The organism is Chamaesiphon sp. (assembly GCF_041737865.1).
Taxonomy (GTDB): Bacteria; Cyanobacteriota; Cyanobacteriia; order Cyanobacteriales; family Chamaesiphonaceae; genus Chamaesiphon.
Genome location: NZ_JBGSQZ010000118.1, coordinates 1 through 22,639, shown reverse-complemented (window position 1 = coordinate 22,639; position 22,639 = coordinate 1). Strand labels below are relative to the sequence as shown.

Here is a 22,639-nt window from a genome sequence, read left to right as displayed (position 1 = left end):
TGTAAATACGTAGAACGACGTAAAAAATTATAACGATGTGAAGATCGGGCGATCGATTCACTAGTACTGAGCGGCTTAAATAGAGGTACTGTTTAAGCCGCCAACGGTTTACCCTTGTAAGTCCATTTAAACGGCTTCGCCATCGTGAGATTGAAGTATTCAACAAAGTCTAGAATTCGTTGTTTAAGATCGTCTTTACTAACAAAGTTTCCCCGTAGCAACAGTTTCCGCGCTGGGCGGGTGACCCGCCACGCTACCAAAATACTAAACCAGATCTCGATTTGATTGAGCCAAGAACAATGTTTTGGCGTCTGTCAAGAATTCGGCGCGACTGGGCATCGAGTTCATAGTACAGCGGTTTGCAAGCATGTGGGGGACACTTTAAATATTGAACCTAATCTCTAAAAAAGCTTTGAAGAATAGCTGTCCCGCACCAACCTGCAAACCGCTGTAGTTTACCTAAAAGTTCACGATCTTGGCTTGAGGCTAAACTCAATCGAGTCTAGCCATACGATCGCTGATGGCTGTTCATTACTTAGTATGCTGATTTGCGCTCAGAGTGATAGCTGGCGAGGGATCGATCCTAAAATCTATTGCTGTTAGATTTTTTAGCTATTTTTGGCTTAATAGCAATGGTTTGAGGACAACAAGCCGCGATCGGCATACCAGGTAATGAACAGCCATCATAGCAGATACAGAAATTAGTCATTGTGCTGAGTCACGTTTTTGAAGTGGTTGGTATAGTGGTAGGACTAGTAATCGATCGATCTTAAAACAGCGGTGCAGGTAGGCTCGATCGGCGATGAGAATGCCATCTTCAACTAACAGCCTCGACGATCGGCTCATTGTTTGAGTTAGGAACATTGCCAACTAGCAACAAGCGCATAAATCCTGTCAAGTATTTTAACCTGCTGAGAATTTTTAAAAAATAGCGATCGATGAACATTATTATCAAGCAAGACGCCAATTCTGACCAAACCGATCTGCAAATAGATAATCCGAAACAGCGATTGCCGAGTGTGACTACGGCAAATGCCGCAGTCACACTCGGCAACAGTGCTGATGAAGGCGGTCTCGATCTCGGTCGAGTACTCGGTACGATCCAGCGACGACTGTGGATCGTGGCGGCGATCGTCCCGATTGTATTGGGTGCGACGATCGCTTGGAACCGGACTCGACCACCAGCTTATGATGGTAGCTTCAGAATTTTGGTCGAGCCTGTTACCGCCGAAAGTCAAGTAGTGTCCTCGCTCAAGGGCAACCAAACCAGTGTCGAATCGCAAGATTTGGGGAACGCTCAATCCTCAAAAACTACTATGGATTATCCAACTCAAATTCAGCTCTTACTAAGTGATAAATTACTGCTCCCAGTAGTCGCGCAACTGCAACCTATCTATCCAACACTTTCTTACGAACTCCTCAAAGAATCTTTAACTATCAGTCGCTTTAAAGAACAAACAGAAACAAAAATTCTGGAAGTTCGTTATCGTTCGGCTTCCGAAGCTCAGACCAAACAGGTACTGGATCTGGTGTCGAATACTTATATCAAATACAGTTTGAGCGAACGACAAACAAACGTCCGCCGAGCAGTAAAATTTGTCGATGCCCAACTACCCAAAGTCAAAACGCAAGTCCGCGATCTAGAATTGGCATTACAGACATTTCGGGAGCAGCATCAACTAATCGATCCGACGATAATGGGATCGCAAATAGGCAATCGCATGAGCAATACTCAGCAAGAGCAACTCACAACTCAAGTAGAATTAGCCAAAGCAAAACAACTCTATCGCTCTCTCGCCCAGCAGATTCAGCTCCAACCCAAAGGTGCCGAAGCAGCTTCTGTACTCAGCGATGCACCTGGGTATCAGCAATTGCTCAAGCAACTGCAAGAGCTGGATGTAGAGCTACAGACCCTCTCTGCCGAGCTGACAGATGAGCATCCCAAAATTATTACGCTGCGAGAGAAGAGGAGCAAGCTTTTACCACTAATCCAGCAAAAAGCCAATGATGCCCTGGGTACTAACTTATCGGGGAGCATTCCCAACGCCCAATCTTTACCCTACCAAAATTCCTTACGACAAGACCTTAACAAGCAGTTTTTGGCGGCCCAAACCCAAGTCCAAGTACTAGAAGCAAAGCTCAAGGAACTCAATGGAGCCACCCAAAACTTAGCAGGTCAAACAGGCGAACTCCCGATCGTCACCCGTCAATATGAAAATCTCCAACGACAGTTGAAAATTGCCACCGAACAACTGAGTAAGTTCTTGCAAAAACGCGAAGAATTGACGATCGATGCCGCTCGGCAAGAGGTACTGTGGGAGCTAATCGCACCACCTACGGTCAAAAAGGTGTCATCAGCTAGTTTAGTCAGCGATCTAGTATTGGGTTCGGTAGTGGGCTTATTATTGGGTGTGGGTACCGTGTTAATGTTAGAAAAAATGAATGATGTTATTTATTCATTAAAAGATTTATCTGAAGAAGTTAATTTACCAATTTTGGGGATGATTCCCAATCGCGATGATGAATATAAATCAGTCGATAGATCTAAAAATATCCAGTATGAGAAAATAGCTTATTCATTGACACATGAGGAAGGTGAAGAATACCATCCTCATGGGCACAATCGCTATCTATTTTCACCATTTATCGAGGCTTTTCGCGCCCTAAACTCGCAAATCCGGCTATTGAGTCCAGATCTACCGATTCGATCGCTAGTTATCGGTTCGTCACTACCAGATGAAGGCAAAACCACGATTGCGATTCAACTAGCTCAAGCGGCGGCAGCAATGGGTCAGCGGGTATTGTTGGTCAATACTGACTTACGAAAGCCTAGCTTACAAAATCTAGTCGATCTACAGCATAATAATTTAATTAATGGTTTGACTGACATCATTGCTGGAAAAGCCCAATTGATGGATACAGTTCAACAGTTGCCAGGTGGAGAAAACTTGTATGTACTCTTATCAGGTTCGATCGCACTCGACCCGACCAGTATTCTGAGTTCAAAAAAGATGCAGTCACTGATGCGAGATTGTCGGCGCAATTTCGATCTAGTTATTTATGATACTGTACCGCTCAGTTTCGCTGACTCACTATTATTAATTCCCCAGACAGATGGATTATTAATGGTAACTAGACTTGGTAAAACTAACCGTGATGTGTTACGAAACTCATTGAGAACATTGGAGGTATCTAAAGTTGCTGTTTTGGGTCTGGTCGTCAATATGACGAGCAACAGTCAGTCTCTAAGAGTCGATCGTGTTCAACAAGTAGTAGAAGTTTAAATTTCAAAAAAATAGCTTAACCATCTCTATTAATTGAGATGGAGTTGTTTGTCACAACACAAAATATTCGATCGCATATGTTAACTATTATTAATTCAATGGATCGGGATAATATTCCGACTCAAGAGATCGTTGGTACTCCAGTCTGCTGCTTATCATTTAATGAGCAAATTGACACAATCGTCAACTGGGCAAAAGATCGCCAGAGTAAGATGGTTTGTGTCGCTAATGTCCATATGCTAATTGAAGCTTGGCAAAACTCCGACTTTGCGAAGGTATTGAGACACGCCGCGCTCGTCACACCAGATGGTATCCCACTGGTGTGGATGTTGAAATTGACGGGAGCCGAACAAGCGCAGCGAGTTGCTGGGATGGATATTTTGCTGGCGACTTGCGAACGCGCAGCTCAAGCTCAAATAAGTATTTTTCTATTAGGCTCTACGCCTGATGTCCTGAGTAGGATTCACCAACGATTGACTACTGAGTTTCCGCGATTAAAAATCGCTGGTACAAACTCGCCATCTTTTGGTTCGATCGATCCTACCGCAGACCTAAATACAATCCAAATCATCAATACCAGTGGCGCGGGGATTGTCTTTGTAGCACTCGGTTGTCCAAAACAAGAATTGTGGATGGCACAATATCAAGACAAGATTCAAGCCGTAACCATCGGTGTCGGAGCGGTATTTCCTGTTTATGCTGGCACATTAAAGCACGCTCCTAAATTTATCAGATCTGCTGGTTTTGAGTGGTTATTTCGACTCATTCAGGAACCCCGACGATTGTGGAAGCGTTACGCCAGCACTATCCCCATCTTTATCTGGCTGGCTCTGAAGCAGATTGTCAAAAATAAAGCAGGTATTGCTGGAGGATCGGCGAAAATAAAATAATGGTGTCTTCTGACTACCGATCGAATGATGACTCCTCAACAGCAACAGAAAATTCAAACTCACATCGATGCTATTGCAGCGATCGTTAATAACTTTATTTAGGGCAAAGTCTTGCTATGACCTCAACAAATACTGTGCTGTGCTGGCTAAAGAGTTTCCGTTTGCCAACCAACTCAATTCGATGGCACGTCAAGCAGCAGCCGAACGTGCTTGGGCATCAATCCAACGTTTTTACGACAACTGCAAAGGTAAGGTCGATGGCAAAAAGGGGTTTCCCCAATTCCAGAAAGATTGCCGCTCAGTCGAGTATAAAACTTCTGGATGGGCTTTAAGTGATGACCGTAAATCGATCGCATTCACTGATAAGAAAGGAATCGGACGACTAAAGCTTAAAGGTACTCGCGATCTAGGCTTCTACCAACCAGACCAAATCAAACGGGTCAGGCTGGTAAAAAGAGCCGATGGGTACTACGTTCAATTTTGCATCGCTGTTGACCGAACAGAGATTTTACCCGCCACTGGTAACACGATTGGATTAGATGTAGGACTGAAAAGCTTCTACACTGACTCCAATGGTTTAGAGGTTGAAAACCCTAAATTCTACCGTGCTGTTGAAGTGAAGATGAAACGGGCGCAACGTCTGGTTTCTCGCAAAGTTAAAGTGATGGGCGGGGGACCCGCCCAGTGTTCAAGTAATCGCATCAAATCTCGAATTAAGCTAGGTAGAATCCACCTTAAAATAAGTCGGCAACGTAAAGATCACGCTATTGAATTGGCGCGGTGCGTAATCCAGTCTAACGACTTGGTAGCCTATGAAGATTTGAGAGTGAGAAACATGGTGAAGAACCATTGTTTAGCGAAATCGATCTCTGATGCGGGATGGTATCAATTTAGAGTTTGGTTAGAAACTTTTGGGCGAATCTTTGGTCGGGTAACAATTGCAGTGAATCCAGCCTATACCAGCCAAGAATGTTCTAGCTGTGGTGTAATTGTGAAAAAGTCGTTGTCTACTCGTACCCATGCTTGTCAGTGTGGCTGTGTGCTAGATCGACATCATAATGCCGCGCTCAATATATTGACCAAAGCAATAAATACGACGGGGCACGTCGGAATTTCTGTACTCGATTGCTGGTCGGGTGACCCGCCCAGTACAGTAAACGCTTCTGGAGACATACCCTCTACTCCTTCTGGTGCAAACCTGAAAGGGCAAGGTGCGTCGCTGAGAAAAGAATCCCCTCGCCTTTAGGCAGGGGAGTGTCAACTAAAAGTCAATTGTTTCAATTAGGAAAACACGAACTGACTGGAATTACCTAGATTCAAGCTACTAGCTTGAATCCCCGTCAAGATGGCCAGAGTTTTACCGCCAAAATCGATGTCGGTATTCGCACCAACTTGATTTAATTTCAGCGTGGTAGCACTGATGCCCAAGCTCTTGGAACCGAGAATCCCGATAACATCGGTACCGATTTGGAAATCAACGATCGTATTCGCAGCAGATGGCAGTTCGGCATTAGCGATCCAGAATTGGTCGGCACCAGCACCGCCAGAGAGGAGATTACCGCCGCCAGTACCGACAAATAACTTGTCGTTACCATCGCCACCTAGAGCGCGACCATTGGTGCCCAGGAAGATGGTATCGTTACCAGCACCGCCAGAAATTCGGTAATCTTTGGCATCCGACGCTTCAAAAATATCATCGCCACCACTGCCGAAAGCTCGTTCGCGGAGCGTCTCTGAAAGAGAATCGCCATTAGCAAGATAAATTATGTCATTACCGCTACCGAGATCGACGCGATTGTTACCAGCAAGGGCACCCGCGATCGCGATATCCACGCTATCGTTACCGGAACCTGTGAATACGATGTCATTAATACCGTCGAATCCTGGTGTCACACCAGCAATGAAATTATCAGCACCTGCTGTACCAGCAACTAAGCTAGTGGGATTGACAGGCGGCGGCGCGATGACGGTATCCTTCCGCGCGGCGAGGTTTTGAATCCGTTCGTCTAGTGCGGGAGCGGTATCGGCTTGGGTAAATGGCTTGGCAGAATTGGGGAAATTCTTGGCGAGGTATTCGGCTAGGGCATCCTGTTCGGAACCGAAGGCGGCAAAATTAGCCTTGCGGAAGCTGGTGGGTTCGATTAGTGCCGTGTCTTGTTTGCCGTTACCATTGAGGTCTTCGATTGGCTCAAAGCCGTTGTTATTGGTATCGGTTTCGCCGAGCAGGTCTACTCGATCGAACAGGGTAGGATTGGCAGTTTGGAAGGCTGGGAAGGGATAATTGTCGCCGCCACTTGCCAAGAAATTGAGGGTAATAACGCGGAAGGTGCGGCTGGGATTGCCGACGACTTCACTATTTTGGGCGACTACCTGTTGGATACCGCCTGGAGTTTCTGGCTCTACGGTTAGGGATAAAACGCGATCGCCAACCGGACGAGTCGCATCGAAGCTGAATTTAATCCCACCAAACTGTCCGAATTGTCCGGGGGTGGCACCTGGAGCAGTCCCGGCGACCGAATGTTCGATTGTCTGTAAGAGTTGTGCCGCTGTCAGGGTGACTAGGGTTAAGCCATTATTAAAGCGGAGGGAGTTGGTGATGTCCAGTTGGGAGATATCACCTGCGGCTTTATTTGCTAGAGGATTGGCTGATGGTGGTGATTTGATGGCATCACTGGCATTGGTACCGCCTGTGGGGAAAGTGATGACCCCGATATTGTCGCGAATCCCGCCACCGTTTTTGATGGAGATACTGACAGTCGGATCTAGAGCCTTGGCGATCGCTAAATTGGCATCAGCACTAAGATTCCCGAAGTTGGTTTCTTGGGTGCGGACATCATTGCGGGTACCATTGAGGAAGACAGTGGTATTTCCGAAGATCGCGCCATCTTGAGAGGCGACGACGGTTTTGAGCTTATTGACGATCGATTGGATTTCGGGATCGACTAGTGCTTGAGCGTTGAGTCTAGCAACTCCCGCAGCATCGGTGGCGTAAGCACCACTAATAATTGGATCGTAGCTAGTAGGAACGATATTCCCATTATCATCAAAATCGACCACTAACCGACCGACATATTTATAGTTACCATCAGTATTAATCAAGGCGATCGATTTACCGTCAGCACCTGTCAAGAATGTCGGATACTGACCTTGATTGGTATCTCCGGCGCGGAGGATATCATTACTGTCAAATAAGCGGGTATTTGAACCGCCAGCCATGATGATATCGACATTTTTCAACCGTTTGGCTAGCTCTGTCTCGATCGAGATTTGCTGCATGTGCGCCATGACAATGACTTTATTCATGTCAGGATTGGCAGCTAGCAGCGCATCCACATCGGTCTGAATCACTACAGCCAAGGCATCGAGTTCGCCAGCCGTAGGCGTACCACCAAAGGTAGCCGGACTAACTGCTACATTGCCAGGACTAGAAATATTCCGCAGTGTCGGCGTAGTCGCACCAACGATCCCAATCTTTTGACCGTTAACACTGATAAAAGTAGTACCTGCAATTTTGCCAGCAATTTTACTGGCTTCTTGACCGTCAGCGGTAACTAGGGGGGCAAGGTTAGCATCGGGGGCAAAGTTGAGGTTGCCACTTAGATAGGGGAACGCTGCACCAGGATAGGCGGGGAAAGCGGGCAGCGTTCCAGTTGCGGCAATTGCCGCTCCTGGTTTCAATAAATTAGCAACCAAGGTTGTACCCAAGTCAAACTCGTGATTCCCAAAGGTAATCGCTTGTACGCCCAGTTCATTTTGAATCAGGATATCCGCCCGTCCCTGTCCACCAAAGGCGAATTCGCTGGCATTGAGGAAAGCACCAGGGATATAAGCGTCACCGGAGGAGAGGATCAGGGTATTCGGAAAGTCGGGCGCGGTATCCGCATCACTACCATCTTGATTTTTGAGCGCGTTCAGGACTGCTGACAGACGCGGCGCATCTTCTAGGGCGGGAACGCCCGCTTCTTGGTCGGCAAAATGTAGCAGTTGAAGTTTAAACATACCTGTAGGAGATGGTGTAGTTGTACTGGCGATCGAACCTGGAGAACCAATCTCAATTTTGTCAGCAGCGAGGACGGCACCGTTAGTCCCAGCCACACTCAAAGTAGAGATAGTTGGTAGGGTTGTAGTCCCACCGAGTCCAGCCCTATTATCAAATGTGGCAAACGGGGAAGCTGTTGGGCTAGCACCGAAGCTAATACCTGTAACTAGGCTGCCAGCGGCATTATAGAGACTTACCGAGTCACCGCCAGTGCTCAGACCGATGCCCGCACCAGTGTAACTCCCGATCGTCAAGCCACTAGGAACAGTGTTGCCAAACCAGGCAGTCTGGAAGGCAGTTTTGGCGGCGGCGAGGTCGGTAGCTTCAATAAATACTACCGATTGCCCAGGTGCGATACTAGAGACACCATTGAGGGCGACCGCTGAGGCGAAGGAGTTGGAGTTGTCATCGACCTTCCAGCCAGTGATATCCACCGCAGTGGTACCAGTATTGGTGACTTCAAACCAGTCAGCAGCATAAGGAGCATTACCACTCGCCCAAGGTGTTACCTCGGAGATGAACAGATTTGGATTGGGTGCTGGAGCTGGTATTGGGGTTGGGGTCGGTGTTGGTGTCGGATTTGGGTTTGGATTTGGAGTACCTGTAGACGGTGCATAGACCCAAAGCTGGGGTCGATCGATACTACCGCCACCATTTTCACTGACAACGTACAGATTGCCATTTTTGTCCACAGTCAGCCCTTCATGCTGCTGGTCGGCAACAGATAATGGATTACCAGCATCTGTCGCGATCGTTAACGAACTCAAGATTTTACCAGTGCGATCGACTTCGACGATTTTGCCGGAGGCTTGACTGAGTAACAGCAGGTTGCCAGCATCAGCTTGGCCATTGAGAGCCGTGACATTTGACAAGGCATACACATCCGCCAAGTCGGACAGCCCCGCCAAAGCTGGATCGAAGAGATTAGTCGAGTTAACAGTAGTCGGCGCACCATTACTAGCAGTACCCGCTGCAAAATTAATCGTGGTTTGAAATACGCCTTGTGGTGATTCTTCCTTAACGGCGATGTAGCCATTCGTCTGCGGATCGTAACTAATCCCTTCAATGCCGATATTGCCGATCGTGGTACCGAGTTTGACGGTTTGGGTATTGGCTCTAGTGAGGGTCGTGTCCTTGACATAAGTAAACGAAACAGCTTGGCGATCGCGTTCTTCGACCATCACAAATTTACCACCACCGATGTAGGTTAAACCTTCGAGATCGTAAAATTCCGTACCTTGGGGACTACCCCCCGCAGCTAAGGTCATCGAGTCGATTAATTTCCCCGTCTTGTCCACTTGCACGATCGATTTACTCCCATCGCCAACGACGAATAACGTGTCGGTATCCACGTTGTAAGTCACGGCGGAGACTTCCTGCGCCAGCAAGCTACCAGCAGGTGCTGTAGTCCGAGTCGGTTCGGGCAGATCGTAGCGACCGATGCGGGTATAAGTAGACAAGTCAATCCCAGCTAATGCGGGGGGAGTTGTCGCCGTAATATAACGTCCGGGGTTGCCGACATCGCCACCAGTGGCAGTTACCGAACCTTGAATATCGCCAACGACAGACAACTTCCATTTGGTCGTGTCATTTGTGCCGAGGTTGGCAACTTCCGTCCACGCACTGACGTTTTGGGTACGCGGCGAACCTGCAATCGTCTCATCGTTGTAGGTCAATCGATCGACCAATGCACCACTAGGATCGTAAATATTAATTTCATCAGCACGTCCCAAAGGTTGATTGGAGCCACCAAGGACTTTGACAGTAGGAATATTCCACGCTGTCCGAAAAGTCGCTTCAGCAGCTTCGGCGACGATGGCTGATACACCAGCATTCAAAATCCCTAAACCAGTTAACGAAAATGAACCAGCGGTGCGGGTATTGTCATCAAAACTCCAACCCGTCAGATCGATCGGGGTGGTACCAGTATTGGTTAGCTCAAAAAATTCGCCATTAGCGGCAGTATAGGAATATTCAGTAATCCGGATCGCCATAATTTAGGTAATGTGAATAAAGGTTAGAAACTGCGATCGGCTGTAAAGATGAGGGCAGATCGAAAACTTAAAAATTGCATGTCAACTTAAACCACGACTTTGCTCTAAATAGAGTGTCGTAATTTACGATCGGAGCAACTTCTAACTAGATAAACTAAATTTATCTGTGCTATATTTGCTATTTGAAAATATTGAGAGCAGCTCTGAAACCTTGCACCCAAGCTCTCCCTGACGTTTTTGTTGCAAAATAATGTTAAATAGATAGTTCGATCGCCATTAAGTTGCTATACATTATCAATTTTTATTTAGCTAATAATTTCTTACCAAAATGATAGCACTACTGAGATAATCTAATATTAAGCTTGCTCGATCGATAGATTAAGAACAAATTAACAAATCTAGAGATCGTCAGAATATTTGCCCGCGATCGCTGGCTTAATGGCAACAAAGCGATCGCAAAGTAACGATTTGCTGGCGCAACGCTGCGCGAACGCAATTGGAAATGGCGGGCATCAGTCTGTGCTGACAAAAGTAGGGGGTTATTTTACTGATGTCTTTCGATCGATTTCATCTCTCCCCTGTTCGGATATTCATGTCTTCTTTTATTGATGCGATACCTTGCGGATATCATTGATAACGATCTACTTTTTACGAGTTGCGATTGCGATTTTTGCACCCGGAATTTGTTGCACCCGATCCATCACCGCAACGGCTGAACCCATATTTGCTTTTTCATCAGCATTAATCACGACTAAGACGGTTTTTTTCTGATTGACTGAGGCACGAATTTGCTCGGTCAAAGCATCAAGCGTTGTTGGTTTGCGGTTTAGACTCAACTGACTTTGAGCATCGATTATGACTGTCAATCGCTCTGGCTCGATTGTTTTTTTTCCAGCACTTGCTTGGGGCAGATTCACTGGTAATCCTTCAGCATTAGTTAAAAATAAGCTTGCCAGAATAAAGAACGTCAACAGCGTGAATATCACATCAAGTAAGGGCACGATGTTAATTTGCGCCGGAATTTCAGGATCTTTCGGTAAATTCATAGTTTTGCTTTGATTGTTGATGACGACGGTGGAATAATTCTAAGTATCCGCCATATTCCTCGATCCTGCCGATCTCACGCTGATATAATCCTCGAAAAATACTCGCAAGTGTGATGGTCATAATACCGACTATCAATCCAAACGAAGTTGCGATTAAATCTTCACTGATACCCTCAGTCAAACCTGCTTTATTGGTAGCACCAAGATTTCCAATTTGGATTGATGAAAAAGTCTTAATCAATCCAAAGATGGTTCCTTGTAGTCCAAGCAAGGGAGCAAGTCCGACGATCGTATCAAAGATATGATTGAATCGCTTCAGCAGCGGGATTTCAACTTTAGATTCAGTTTCCAATGCCAACCGAAACTCTTCTGGCGTGAGATCGTCAAACTTCAAAGCAAAATAGAAAATTCGGGCGATCGGTAAATCGATATTTTTCTTCAGTGTTTCTAAAGCACTAACGATATTATTTGACTCGTATAGGTTTAAAACATCCATAGCAACCCGTCGCTGACGCTTATAGATTTTTAACCAAAAAATTGTCCGCTCGGTCGCTAATGTGACTGCCAAAACCGAACAGATGAGCAGGGGATACATGACAATGCCACCTGCTTCAAATATGCCCAGGATTCCACCTGTTCCCATTTATCTCTCCTTAATAATCAAGCGACTAAAAATTAGCGAACGCGGTGTGCGACTTACATTCCGCAAGCCTCGATCTTCTGTGAAGCAGCCATCGAAGCCTATCTCCATCGAACAAGCGAGACATCTATCGCACATTGAATTAGTTAATAAATATATCACACAGATGATAAAGATTCTCAATAATTTTTTTCAATGGGATTGTTTCAGTTTTGCCAATTTCATCAAGAGCGATCCTCTTGCAGAGGGGCTGTGCCAACGAACCATTCTCAATGGTAAAGATTTGCTCGACTGTTGTATCCACGAGCAAACTTCCTTATAGTCTAACACTGTGCCTAACAGCAGGAATCGGTCAAGACGATCGAACATCAAAAAACAGGCAAAATAAATAACGTTAGTTACTTATTTTGCCTGGTAGATTTATACAGGAAAGTTTCTTTGCGGTTAGGCAAAGACAAATTGGCCAGCACTACCAGGAGTCAAGCTACTCGCTTGAATTCCGGTTAGGATTGCCAAGGTTTGAGAGCCAAAGTTAATCGAAGTATCCGCACCAACTTGAGTCAATTTAATCGTGGTGGCACTAATTCCTAAACTTTTGGCACCTTGAATCCCGATAACATCGGTACCGATTTGGAAATCCAGAATTGTATTCGCAGCAGTAGGAAGTTCAGCATTGGCAATCCAGAATTGGTCGGCACCAGCACCACCAGAGAGGAGATTACCGCCACCAGTTCCGACAAATAACTTATCGTTACCATCGCCACCTAGAGCGCGACCATTGGTACCCAGGAACAAGGTATCGTTACCAGCACCACCAGAAATTCGGTAATCTTTGGCATCGGTCGCGTCGAGGGTATCATCGCCAGCACTACCAAAAGCGCGATCGCCGTTAGCAACGTAGACAATATCATTACCGCTACCGAGATCGATCCGGTTTTTCCCAGCGATCGTTCCGGCGATTGGCACATCCACTTTATCGTTACCAGATCCGGTAAATACCAGGTCATTTACGCCATCGAATCCAGGTGTCACGGCAGCAATTAAGTCATCAGCACCCGCAGTTCCAGATACTAGGGTTTGGCGGCTCTCAGTGCCAAACATGGTTTGGTACATGATTTTGTAAATCTCGGTGTTGTCAACCGTGCTGGGCAACATATCGGCGTTCATCCCATAGGCTTTGGAGACGATACTACCAGGGAAATCCGGCGTACCCACCCAATTTACTACAAAGTTGCCCATCGGGCCATCAATGCTGTTTTTGGCAGCAAATGGTGTCCAAGGGAACTCTGCGCTTGCGGTACTACCAGTGGCACCATCAAAAAAGGCGCGGTTGGTATTGGTAGTTGTTGGGTTAACGCCAAAGAATGGAACTACTGGCTCGCTATTTTGAAGCGTGGGTGAAGTAGTAAAGTTACCAGTAGGGGTACTAGGGCGAACGTATGGAGCATACTGGAATACTTGTAGACCACCTGCATCGCTATCTGCTGCCGTAATTAGCAAGGTATTGGCATCTTGGGTATCGATATAGTTTTTGGCAACACCGATCGCAGCATCGGCGCGGCGGAGGGCTTCAACTGTCCCAGCAGCGTTATTATTATTGGCGAAGTTGTCGGTACCTTCTTCTTCGAGGGCAACAAAGAAGCCGTCGGGATCGCGTTTGAGTATTTTCAGCGATGCTTCTAGCATTTCGCCGACAGTTGGAGCCGTCGCGACATACAAGGGGCGAGGACTGGCTGTATTCAAGCCGAGTGCTTCTTCGGTGCGATCGTCAAAGGTATGAATCGCCGCAAATACACCCAGAATCTTGCTGGGAGGATTGGCACCATTTACCACCTGGTTCATTTGGTCTTCGGTGTACACTACGGTGTATCCGAGCGACTTTGCTAAATCGATCAGGTTGGTAGTCGGACGGCGTTCGGCGCGGCTTTCAGAGGCATCGATCGCCGCAGTAACGTGGAATCCGGTGGTACCTTTGGGCAGCATATATAGCTCCCCACCACCAAAAATCACATTAGTACCAGAACGAATCACCTGTTCGATGATTTCGGCGAATTTGTCTCGCGCCCGAATGTCGTTACCATCGCGATTGGTAGTTTTGGCAGCAAAAGCAGCAGAACCAGGCTCGGCAAGGTGTCCCGACTGAATCAGCGCAGTAGCTTTACCAGCTTCGATCGCTTCTTGGAGAATAGTTTTACCTGTATTACCAGAAGCCGGATTAACCACCGAGTTATTCTCTTCAAACCCAAATGATTCATTGAATACCTTCTTCCCAGTCGCATGAGTCACCGCTGCGGCATTGGAGGTACCCGTCAACTGGTTTTCCATGTGTCCCAGGTAGACCCCCGCGTTGGAGAGATTGTCCCAGTTCAAGCGACCATCTGGCCCCTTGTCGATGTTCCGCAACGCCATGTAGTGGGAAGGGCTGGTACCATCGGGATGGATAAAGATAACGTTACCAGTACTTTTGGTAGCTGCTGGAGCCTTGGTGGGGACAGGATTGCGCGCGGTTAGTTCCTTCTCGAATAATGTCTCATACATCAACTCGTAGATGACCGTATTGTCTAACGTCGCAGGCAATTTATTCGAGTTGAGACCGTGCGCTTTGGAGACGATCGAACCACTAAAATCAGGCAAACTAGCCCAGCCAACTGCAAAGGGTAATACATCACCATTCGCATCGGGAGCGGAGAGGAATGGGAGGGTACCTGCACCATTTCTACCATCTAGTGGGATGGGACGGGCGACAGTTGTGGGGTTGTTATTGACCGTGCCTACAGGTGTAGTGGCACTGGCGACATCAACTACCTGCAAGCCACCCGCATCGCTGTCGGCGGCGGTGATGAGTAGAGTGTTGGGATAGCGATTGATGAAATCCACAGCTACGCCGATCGCTTTGTCCGCACGGAGCGTACCTTCGATCGTGCCAGCGGCGTTATTATTATTCCCAAAGTTATCCGCACCCTCTTCTTCAACGATCGTAATCGAACCATTTTTGAAGTTGGGGTGTTTCTCCATCAACTTCTGGGTGAGTTCCAACATCTCACCGATTGTCGGTGCAGATTCCTTGTACAGTGGGAGATTCGCTGCGGCTAAAACTTCTTCCGGTCGATCGTTGAAAGTATGAATCGGTGCGAATACGCCTAATACTTTAGTAGGTGTTACGGGAGTCTTCGCCGGATCGAGCAGGTCGCGGAGCTGTTGTTCGTTGTAAACTACAGTGTAACCTAATCCCTTCGCCACATCGATTAAGTTTACAGTGGGACGAACGAGCGTATTCGTACTCAGCGTATTGTACTCAGCCGCCGTGCCATGAAAACCCGCCTGACCGATGGGAATCATGTTCAGTTCGCCACCGCCCATGATAAAGTTCACCCCAGAATTAATCACCTGCTTGGCGATTTCTGTTAGTTGAGAGCGGGGAACAGTCTTGGTACCATCTGGATTAGTAATATCCTTGGTTTTAGCAACAAACGCGGCTGTACCAGGCTCATAAATGGCACCTGATTGGACTAGTGCAGTTACTTTATTTGCATCTCTGGCTTCTTCGACGATCGTTTTATTAGTGCCAGACAGCGATTTGACGTCGGTATTATCTTTCTCAAAACCGAAGGATTCGGCAAAGACTTTTGCGCCTGTCGCGTGAGTTACAGCACCACCGTTGGATGTACCGCCCAGTTGGTCTTCCATGTGACCGAGATAGACACCCGATTTGTCGAGCTTGTCCCAGTTTAGTCGTCCATCGGGACCAACTTCAACAAAACGCGCTGCCCCATAGTGAGATGGGCTAGTCCCATCGGGGTGAATGAAAATGACGTGATTTCCAGTTTGCATGACGATCCAAATTTGTGTAATTTAGTGAATAATGTTATGGGACTCAGTCACAAGCGGTTCAAAAGCAGTTTTCTGCTCGTATATGTCGATGTTTTTGTACAGAACGATAATGATTCTTTATCTCAGTAACTATAATTACACACCAAGGTTAAGAATCATTAATATATGGGTTAACAAAATAAAAAGATTAGTAATCTCAATCTGTTTGATTAGTAAAACTGAACAGTTATATTAATTTTACTAATGAGTTGCATTGTGTTTACTCGACCAAGCTCAATCTAGGACAGGCTATAAATTAATAGCCCCAAACTCTTGAAAAACTCAGGGTTAGATGATGGTATTTAGTTAGTAATAGTAATTAAATATAAGATCTCGCGTAGGGTGGGCACTGCCCACCAGCTAGGTTTCAGGTATAATCTATCTTATAAATAATTGTACTTACATACTTAGTTAGTAATAGTTGTCTATTATTTTGATTATAAACTGTTAGCAATCGAGCAATTTATTTACATTCGATCGAGCTAATAGTGACTAACAAAGTGATGTAATTAGCGAGCTATTGTTGAGTTACTGAATGAGTTAAGCTAATTTTAGGTCAAAGAAATGGCATATAATAATTTTAATTTGGAGTTAGTAAAAGACCGATTCGATCTAAAGCTAGTGAATAATCGATTTTGTGAACTTTTCCCCCTTTCTGAGCCTCAATCAGAATTCTTAACTATTTTTGATGAATCATTTTCTCTGGCTGAAGTTGCAAAGTCTGAAAAAGCTAAGTCTGAGTTGCTGGTTAGCCCAATTTTAGTTCAGGCAAGAAGATTGGTAGATCGGCAAGTTCAATTGTTTTCTGGCGAGGAATTTAATGTAGACCATGAAAAGGGTTTGAATGGCTTCTGTGATTTTCTCTTCAGCAAGTCTGAAAATCAATTTACGATCGATGCTCCGGTATTAATGCTAGTTGAGGCTAAACGAGGTGAACTGGAGACTGGATTGGGTCAATGTGTAGCTGAGATGGTGGCTGCTCAAAGCTATAATCAGCTTAAAAATAGAAATATTTCAGCCGTCTATGGTTGTGTAACTAGTGGTATGCTGTGGCAGTTTCTTAAATTAGAAAGCAGCGATGTAACGATCGATCCTACTAATTATCTAGTGACACCCGTACAGAGAATTTTCGGTATCCTCAAGTGGATATTAAGCCAGTGAGTTACTAGTGACTCATCGGTAAGTTTCTAAGCTTTTCCCGCTAAATTTTGGGTCGGGTAAAACTTTCCACGCAAAGATAAAAACTAGGCACGATCGATAATGTCATTTATCGATCGTGCCTAGTCTATTTACACAGGAAAGCGGACTTTGTAGTTTTAGGCAAACACGAACTGACTGGAATTACCTAAAGTCAAGCTACTAGCTTGAATACCCGTTAACACAGCCAAAGTTTTACCGCCAAAGTCGATATTAGTATCTGCACCGATTTGATTCAATTTCAGCGTGGTAGCACTGATGCCCAAACTCTTAGCACCTTGGATGCCGATAACATCGGTACCGATTTGGAAGTCTAAAATCGTATTCGCAGCACTAGGAATTTCGGCATTAGCGATCCAGAATTGGTCTGCGCCAGCACCACCAGAGAGGAGATTACCGCCGCCAGCACCGACAAAGAACCTGTCGTTACCATCGCCACCTAAAGCGCGACCGTTGGCACCGAGGAACAGGGTATCGTTACCAGCACCAGCCGAGATCCGATAGTCTTTAGCATCGTTAGCCTCGAAGGTATCGTCGCCTGTGCTGCCGAAGGATCGATCGCCATTAGCTACAAAAACGGTGTCATTACCACTGCCAGTATCGATCCGGTTGTTACCAGCACTCGCACCAGAAATCGGTACGTCCACGCGATCGTTACCCGCACCTGTGAACACTGAGTCGTTGAAACCATCGAATCCTGGTGTCATCCCAGCAACTAAGTCGTCAGCACCTGCGGTACCCGATACTAATTGTGGTGTCACATTATTTGGGGTGACTTCAAACTGGCTGACGATCTTGGGCTGACGGTTGATAATTGCTTCGGGATTGGCTTCGAGTTCGGCACGAGTGTAAGGATCGATGCCATATGTGGTGGCTGTGAGCTTTTGGGTTTGTTTGTCGATATTAAACTCAGTCCAGCCGTAGACGTGAGTGGCGACATAATCACCTTGCAGCAGTTTAGCGTTAATCAAGCCGTTAGCTTGGGAGAGGTTTTTGTCTAAGCCGAGTGGGTCGTAACCTAATGGTTGCAAACCGTTATCAACTACGCCTTTGATGAATGTGTCTTTACCTGCCGTCGGTAATGAGTCGTAGAACGCTTTCTGTTGGGGTGTAATTACGCCCAGAGCTGCGCCTAATTGCGCGACAGTCTGACCGAAGGGTTGGGAGTAAGCGACAGAACCAGTGGTGATTTCAAAGGCACTAGTAGCAATTTGAGCCTGACCTGGACCGTTTTGATAAGTCAGGTTGTTGACTAAGGTGCCGTGGATGTCGGCGGCAACGAACACCACGTTCTCAATTTTGTTGTTGTTGATGTATTTGAGGATTTCTGTCCGCTCGGCGGCATAACCTTCAAATCGATCGGCTGCTGCCAATACGCCGATATTTTGAATCGGTTCGGGCACCATGATAAATTTCCAGGTCACGCCATCTTGTTGGGATTGGAGCAGATCCCGTTTGAGGTCGTCTACCTGTTGTTTGCCGAGCATCGTCCGTTTGGGATCGAAGGAATCGACCAGGAATTTACCTACTTGCGCTTGGTCGGCAAGATTGGTAACATCCGGTAGTTCGACATCGCGGAAGGAACGGGCATCGAGGACGAAGGTGGCAGCATCGTTACCGAAGGTATTGGCGCGATAGAGCTTGCGTTCGCCATCGGTACGGGCATCGCCAGGAGTGCTGTAAGTCAGATCCCGAATTGGATTGAATTCTTGGAAGGCTTGCAGACCATTTTCATACAGCGGCGAATCATTGATTAACCCAGAAGTTGCACCGTATAGAGCCTGAGCTGCGGCGGATGAAGTATTGAGATTCTGACCGCCAGCAAAGTCGTTGGTGACTTCATGGTCATCAATGGTTGCGAAGACCGAGGTTGCGGCGCGTAGATCGCCCCAAGTGTTCTGTCCAAAGCGACTGCCGTAAACTTCGGCATGTTTGGCGCGATACTCTGCCAAAGTGGTGACTTGAGCTTTCTCAGTGCCATCAGGATTTTTGACAGCGGGAGAAGCTACGTCGCCGTAGATCGTATCGCCGAGTTCGATGAAGAATTTGAGGTTGGCTGTATCAGCATTGCTAATTGCTGGATACGGTGTCAATTCACCGCGCCAGTCGCCTGCTACACCAAACTTCAAGCCTGCCTGTTGACCCAGTGCCGCTGCCGTACTAAATTTACCGTTAGTTTTAATGCCGTTGGCATCGGTGACGCGGTAGAAGTAGTTGGTGTCAGCACTCAATCCGGTGACATCGACTTTGACAGGTTGGAGGGGATTGGTAGCTGTGGCGGTCTTGGTACCCGCGATCGAACTAAAATCAGCCTTGGTGGAGTATTCAAAGGTGACAGTCCCAGTCGCATTTGCTAGCGTCCACAGGACGGTGGATGTCTGGGTGGTATCGCCACTGGCTACCCCATTTGGGAATGCCGATTGCACGATCGCTTGAGGCGGAATTGTCGGTAATAAGTCGGTGCCCAGGGTCAGGATTTGGGTGAACTGGGTGGCACTGAAGTTGTTGTCGCTGACTAAGACGATCGATTGGCGACCGTCGGCGAGTTTGGGGCCGAAGGCGATCCCTTCGATATTGTCTGTGCCTGTGGGATGATTGCCATCGCTGTTGGGTAGATTTAGCCCATCTAGATTTATCAGCAGGCGTTTTTGCGCGGGGGCGATTGCTTGTAATTGCGCCGCAGTCAAACTATTGAGCGATTCGATCTTGCTGATATCGGTCGCGCCTTGGAGCTTGACTTCATAGATCTTAATCGTGTTGCCTTGACCGACCGCAAAGGAGCGTTCTAGAGCCAAGAAGGTACCGCTATCGTCGATCGCCAGTAAATCGACCAAACCACTATCAGCCCCGCCAGTCGCCGGATTTGGAGCCTTGGCGATCGCGTCAGCATTATATAAGTATTCTTTTTCTGGCTGTCCGGTTGCCAAGTTAAATTGGACGATCCGCGCCTGCGTACCTGCCGCAACGGTCGAGGTTGCGCCATCTGTGAATAAAGCACTCTCAGTCGCAGTATAAAGCGTCTTTTGGTCGGGCGAAATCGTCAAACTCTCGAAGGCGAGATTGTTGCGGACACCTGCTGTCTGCGTATCGCCAGTATCGACGATACCATTGCCATTCGTGTCCGCTACTTTGGGCAAGAATTTAGTCGGAATCGTCAGGGAACGAATTTCCTGTCCAGTAGCAATTGAAAATTCCTTAATAAACGGATTCGTCACCCGACTCGCACCGAGATCGGGTCGGACTTCACCTTCAGAAGAAACAAAAATCGTCCCTTTACCAGAGAGAGCAATCCCTTCTGGATCGAGGCTATTGAGGGCGAAAGTTTTACCTGTAGAGTCTTTGAGCGCGGTGACGCTATTAAAGGTGACTCCGGTAGTCGTGAGTGTGTTCGGATCGAGGGTGAAGTTGTAGAACCGTGCTGCGCCAAATTGAGATCGATCGTCAGAAATCGCGTAGTAGCTCTTGCTAGTAGGATCGTAAGCCACCCCAGATAGACCGCCTAACGGCACATCGACACCATCGATTTTACCTGCCGCACCTGTGGGTACTAGTCCCGTCAGGAACGTCTTTTGACCGATAAAACTCGCGCTAAATGTGGATCGATCTCCCAAGGATATCTCAAATACACTGATTGTCTTACTAACTTCCGCCGCTGTAATCAATAGTGGTTTTCCAGTCGGACTATCCGCCGCCGATACAAACGTCAATCCCTCTACCCCAAGATCTTCAGGCGTATTTAGGTATTGGACAAATTGAGGCTGAGTAGGCGTGGTGACATCATAGACAATCACGTCACCCGTCCGCTCTAGACCGATAAAAGCGTAAGTGCGATTATTAATTACCCCAACCACGACACCTTCTGGTTCTGGCCCTTTATTGTCACTGCGAGTATCAAAAGTAGCCGCCGTGCCATCAGAATTAAACAGAGTCGGAGCTTGAGCCGCTGTAATTTGTTCTAGCTGTTCGCCACTATCAAAGATTTGCTTCCCAGTCCCATCCCAAATCGAGAACGAACGCGCTCCAAACGACTCGATGCGATCGAAATCGCCATCACCGTCGGTATCTCCTGTGGCAGTACTTACTGTCAACCTGCCCAAGTTAGCATTTTGTTTGAGTGTTGCAGCGGTGGGAAATTTGACAGGATCGAGAACATAGCTGGTCGCACCGACTCGCGCCTCTTCCGAAAATCCCGTGTAGTCGCGAGCATCACCTTCATTTGCAGTAATATAATAAGCCTTACCCGCAATGCTAAAACTCGCGATCGCATCGGGTTGATAGAGTCCAAATGCGGGCTGATTTTTGATGTCAATCTTACCAGTTGAGGCAGTTAAATCGCGATCGCTAGCATCGATGCCATTCCCTGGTAAATTGTAATTTTTCGCTCCCAGTGGGGCGATGCTGGTAATCTTCCCAGTCGCAATATCCAAAATCGCGATCGCGTTATTTTCTTGGAGCGTTACCCAGGCAGTCAAACCATCAGGCGAAACAGCGATGTATTCCGGCTCTAGATCTTGAGCGAGTGTCGCTCCTGGCCCAAAAATCCGTACTCCGGCAGCTTTTAGTGCTGCCGCCTGACTATTGAAACTAGTAAAATCTGCCGTCTGGACTGTCGCCGCAGCCACGCCACCAGCAATATTAATGATACTCACCGAACCTTCAGGATCGAAGGATGTTGGTTGTCCGTAGCTATTGGGTTCGCCTTCATTGGCAACCAAAACTTTGGTACCATCGGGCGTAAATGTCAACATATCGGGCAGTGCGCCGACGACCACCGAGTTAATAAATGAGCCAGTTGCCGCATTATAAAAACTAACTCGACCTGGTTGTTGCGCGTTGGTAGTGGTGTTTTGAATGGCGTAGGCTACCGCCACGATCCCATTCTTGGTAGCGACACTGTTGGGAAGTGCTTGGGTACCCGCTGTTAGTGTAAATCCGGCGATGAGGGAACCACTGGCGGTAACTGCCCCAGTACTGCTAATTTGCTGAATTTCGATAATCGACCCAGCTACCACAAATAATCGATCGCTTGCGGCATCAAAGGCGGGGATTTCGGCTCCGTTGGTACTGGTGATACTGCCAATTCTTTGTAAGGGTTCGACATTCATAAGTCTTAAATTATTTGGTTGAAAATCTGGATTTTTTCAGTAAACGTATAGAGAGAAAAGGTATCGTCACCCGCACCGCCGGAAGCCGATCGGCTTGAAGCATCAGCAGCATCGAACGTATCGCTGTTTGCTCGATCTAAAAACATCGCTTGTAAGAGATATATCACTTCAGCAGAGCGGATCGGAGTAAATAATGTCACAAGATGTTCCCAAAAGGATAGAAACCGCTAGATTTTTGGACGATCGATGAGAGTTAAACTTAGAGAAGATGTGCTAATAGGTAACGTTACTAATGAAAAGAGAATTTTCCGATCGCATCCCCTTTTTCGGAGCGATCGATTAGAAAATCTGAGCGCGATCGGTAGCTAGCGACTCTGAGCGTTATTCGATTATCTGGAGCCGTACCGATCGCCGAGAGATAAACGCCCGTAGTGCATCAGTGACAAGTTAAGCCTGTAAGCTAACTGTCAAGAGAGTTTGAGAAGCTGGTTGGAAGAAAAACGGGTCGTCAGGATGCCTGTGTTCAGGAAAAGGGGCAATAATCAACTTAACATTGGGTTTACGGATAGTTTTG

The 22,639-nt window shown here is 47.0% G+C and carries 11 protein-coding genes and 1 pseudogene; 4 read left to right on the top strand and 8 right to left on the bottom strand.

Annotation, left to right across the window (positions count from 1 at the left end; genetic code table 11):
• Positions 1–92 precede the first annotated feature (92 nt).
• A pseudogene (locus tag ACEW9J_RS08500) lies at positions 93–311 on the bottom strand (hypothetical protein); the annotation flags it as partial.
• A 394-nt stretch (positions 312–705) separates the two neighbouring features.
• On the bottom strand, positions 706–864 hold the full coding sequence (locus ACEW9J_RS08495; RefSeq protein WP_373544704.1) for a hypothetical protein: 159 nt from the start codon (positions 862–864) through the stop codon (positions 706–708).
• A gap of 74 nt (positions 865–938) precedes the next feature.
• Here ACEW9J_RS08495 and ACEW9J_RS08490 point away from each other — a divergent pair, with 74 nt between their 5' ends.
• From ACEW9J_RS08490 to ACEW9J_RS08480, 3 genes are all read left to right on the top strand, one after another.
• Positions 939–3,284, top strand: coding sequence for a GumC family protein (locus tag ACEW9J_RS08490; RefSeq protein WP_373544703.1), 2,346 nt, complete (start codon positions 939–941; stop codon positions 3,282–3,284).
• A 77-nt stretch (positions 3,285–3,361) separates the two neighbouring features.
• Entirely contained in the window at positions 3,362–4,174 is an 813-nt protein-coding gene (locus ACEW9J_RS08485) for a WecB/TagA/CpsF family glycosyltransferase (protein WP_373544702.1), read from the top strand.
• A 73-nt stretch (positions 4,175–4,247) separates the two neighbouring features.
• On the top strand, positions 4,248–5,420 hold the full coding sequence (locus ACEW9J_RS08480; protein WP_373544701.1) for an RNA-guided endonuclease InsQ/TnpB family protein: 1,173 nt from the start codon (positions 4,248–4,250) through the stop codon (positions 5,418–5,420).
• 35 nt (positions 5,421–5,455) lie between these two features.
• On the opposite strand, the gene ACEW9J_RS08475 is transcribed toward ACEW9J_RS08480, so the two are convergent.
• From ACEW9J_RS08475 to ACEW9J_RS08460, 4 genes are all read right to left on the bottom strand, one after another.
• Entirely contained in the window at positions 5,456–10,207 is a 4,752-nt protein-coding gene (locus ACEW9J_RS08475) for an SdiA-regulated domain-containing protein (RefSeq protein WP_373544700.1), read from the bottom strand.
• A gap of 641 nt (positions 10,208–10,848) precedes the next feature.
• Complete coding sequence (locus ACEW9J_RS08470; protein ID WP_373544699.1) at positions 10,849–11,253, bottom strand: ExbD/TolR family protein; 405 nt, start codon at positions 11,251–11,253, stop codon at positions 10,849–10,851.
• Positions 11,231–11,896, bottom strand: coding sequence for a MotA/TolQ/ExbB proton channel family protein (locus ACEW9J_RS08465; RefSeq protein WP_373544698.1), 666 nt, complete (start codon positions 11,894–11,896; stop codon positions 11,231–11,233). Before ACEW9J_RS08465 ends, ACEW9J_RS08470 begins: the two co-directional genes overlap by 23 nt.
• A gap of 441 nt (positions 11,897–12,337) precedes the next feature.
• Positions 12,338–15,724, bottom strand: a complete 3,387-nt coding sequence (locus tag ACEW9J_RS08460) for an alkaline phosphatase (RefSeq protein WP_373544697.1) — start codon at positions 15,722–15,724, stop codon at positions 12,338–12,340.
• Positions 15,725–16,327: 603 nt separating this feature from the next.
• Between ACEW9J_RS08460 and ACEW9J_RS08455 the strand changes: the two genes are divergently transcribed.
• Positions 16,328–16,924 carry a hypothetical protein gene (locus ACEW9J_RS08455; RefSeq protein WP_373544696.1) on the top strand — a complete coding sequence of 199 codons (597 nt, stop codon included), beginning with the start codon at positions 16,328–16,330 and terminating at the stop codon, positions 16,922–16,924.
• Between the two features lie 155 nt (positions 16,925–17,079).
• On the opposite strand, the gene ACEW9J_RS08450 is transcribed toward ACEW9J_RS08455, so the two are convergent.
• Both ACEW9J_RS08450 and ACEW9J_RS08445 read right to left on the bottom strand, forming a co-directional pair.
• A complete protein-coding gene (locus tag ACEW9J_RS08450; RefSeq protein WP_373544695.1) occupies positions 17,080–22,065 on the bottom strand; it encodes a choice-of-anchor I family protein in 4,986 nt (1,661 codons plus the stop codon).
• A 5-nt stretch (positions 22,066–22,070) separates the two neighbouring features.
• Positions 22,071–22,265: a hypothetical protein gene (locus ACEW9J_RS08445; protein WP_373544694.1), complete on the bottom strand. Its 195-nt coding sequence runs from the start codon at positions 22,263–22,265 to the stop codon at positions 22,071–22,073.
• Positions 22,266–22,639: the final 374 nt, after the last annotated feature.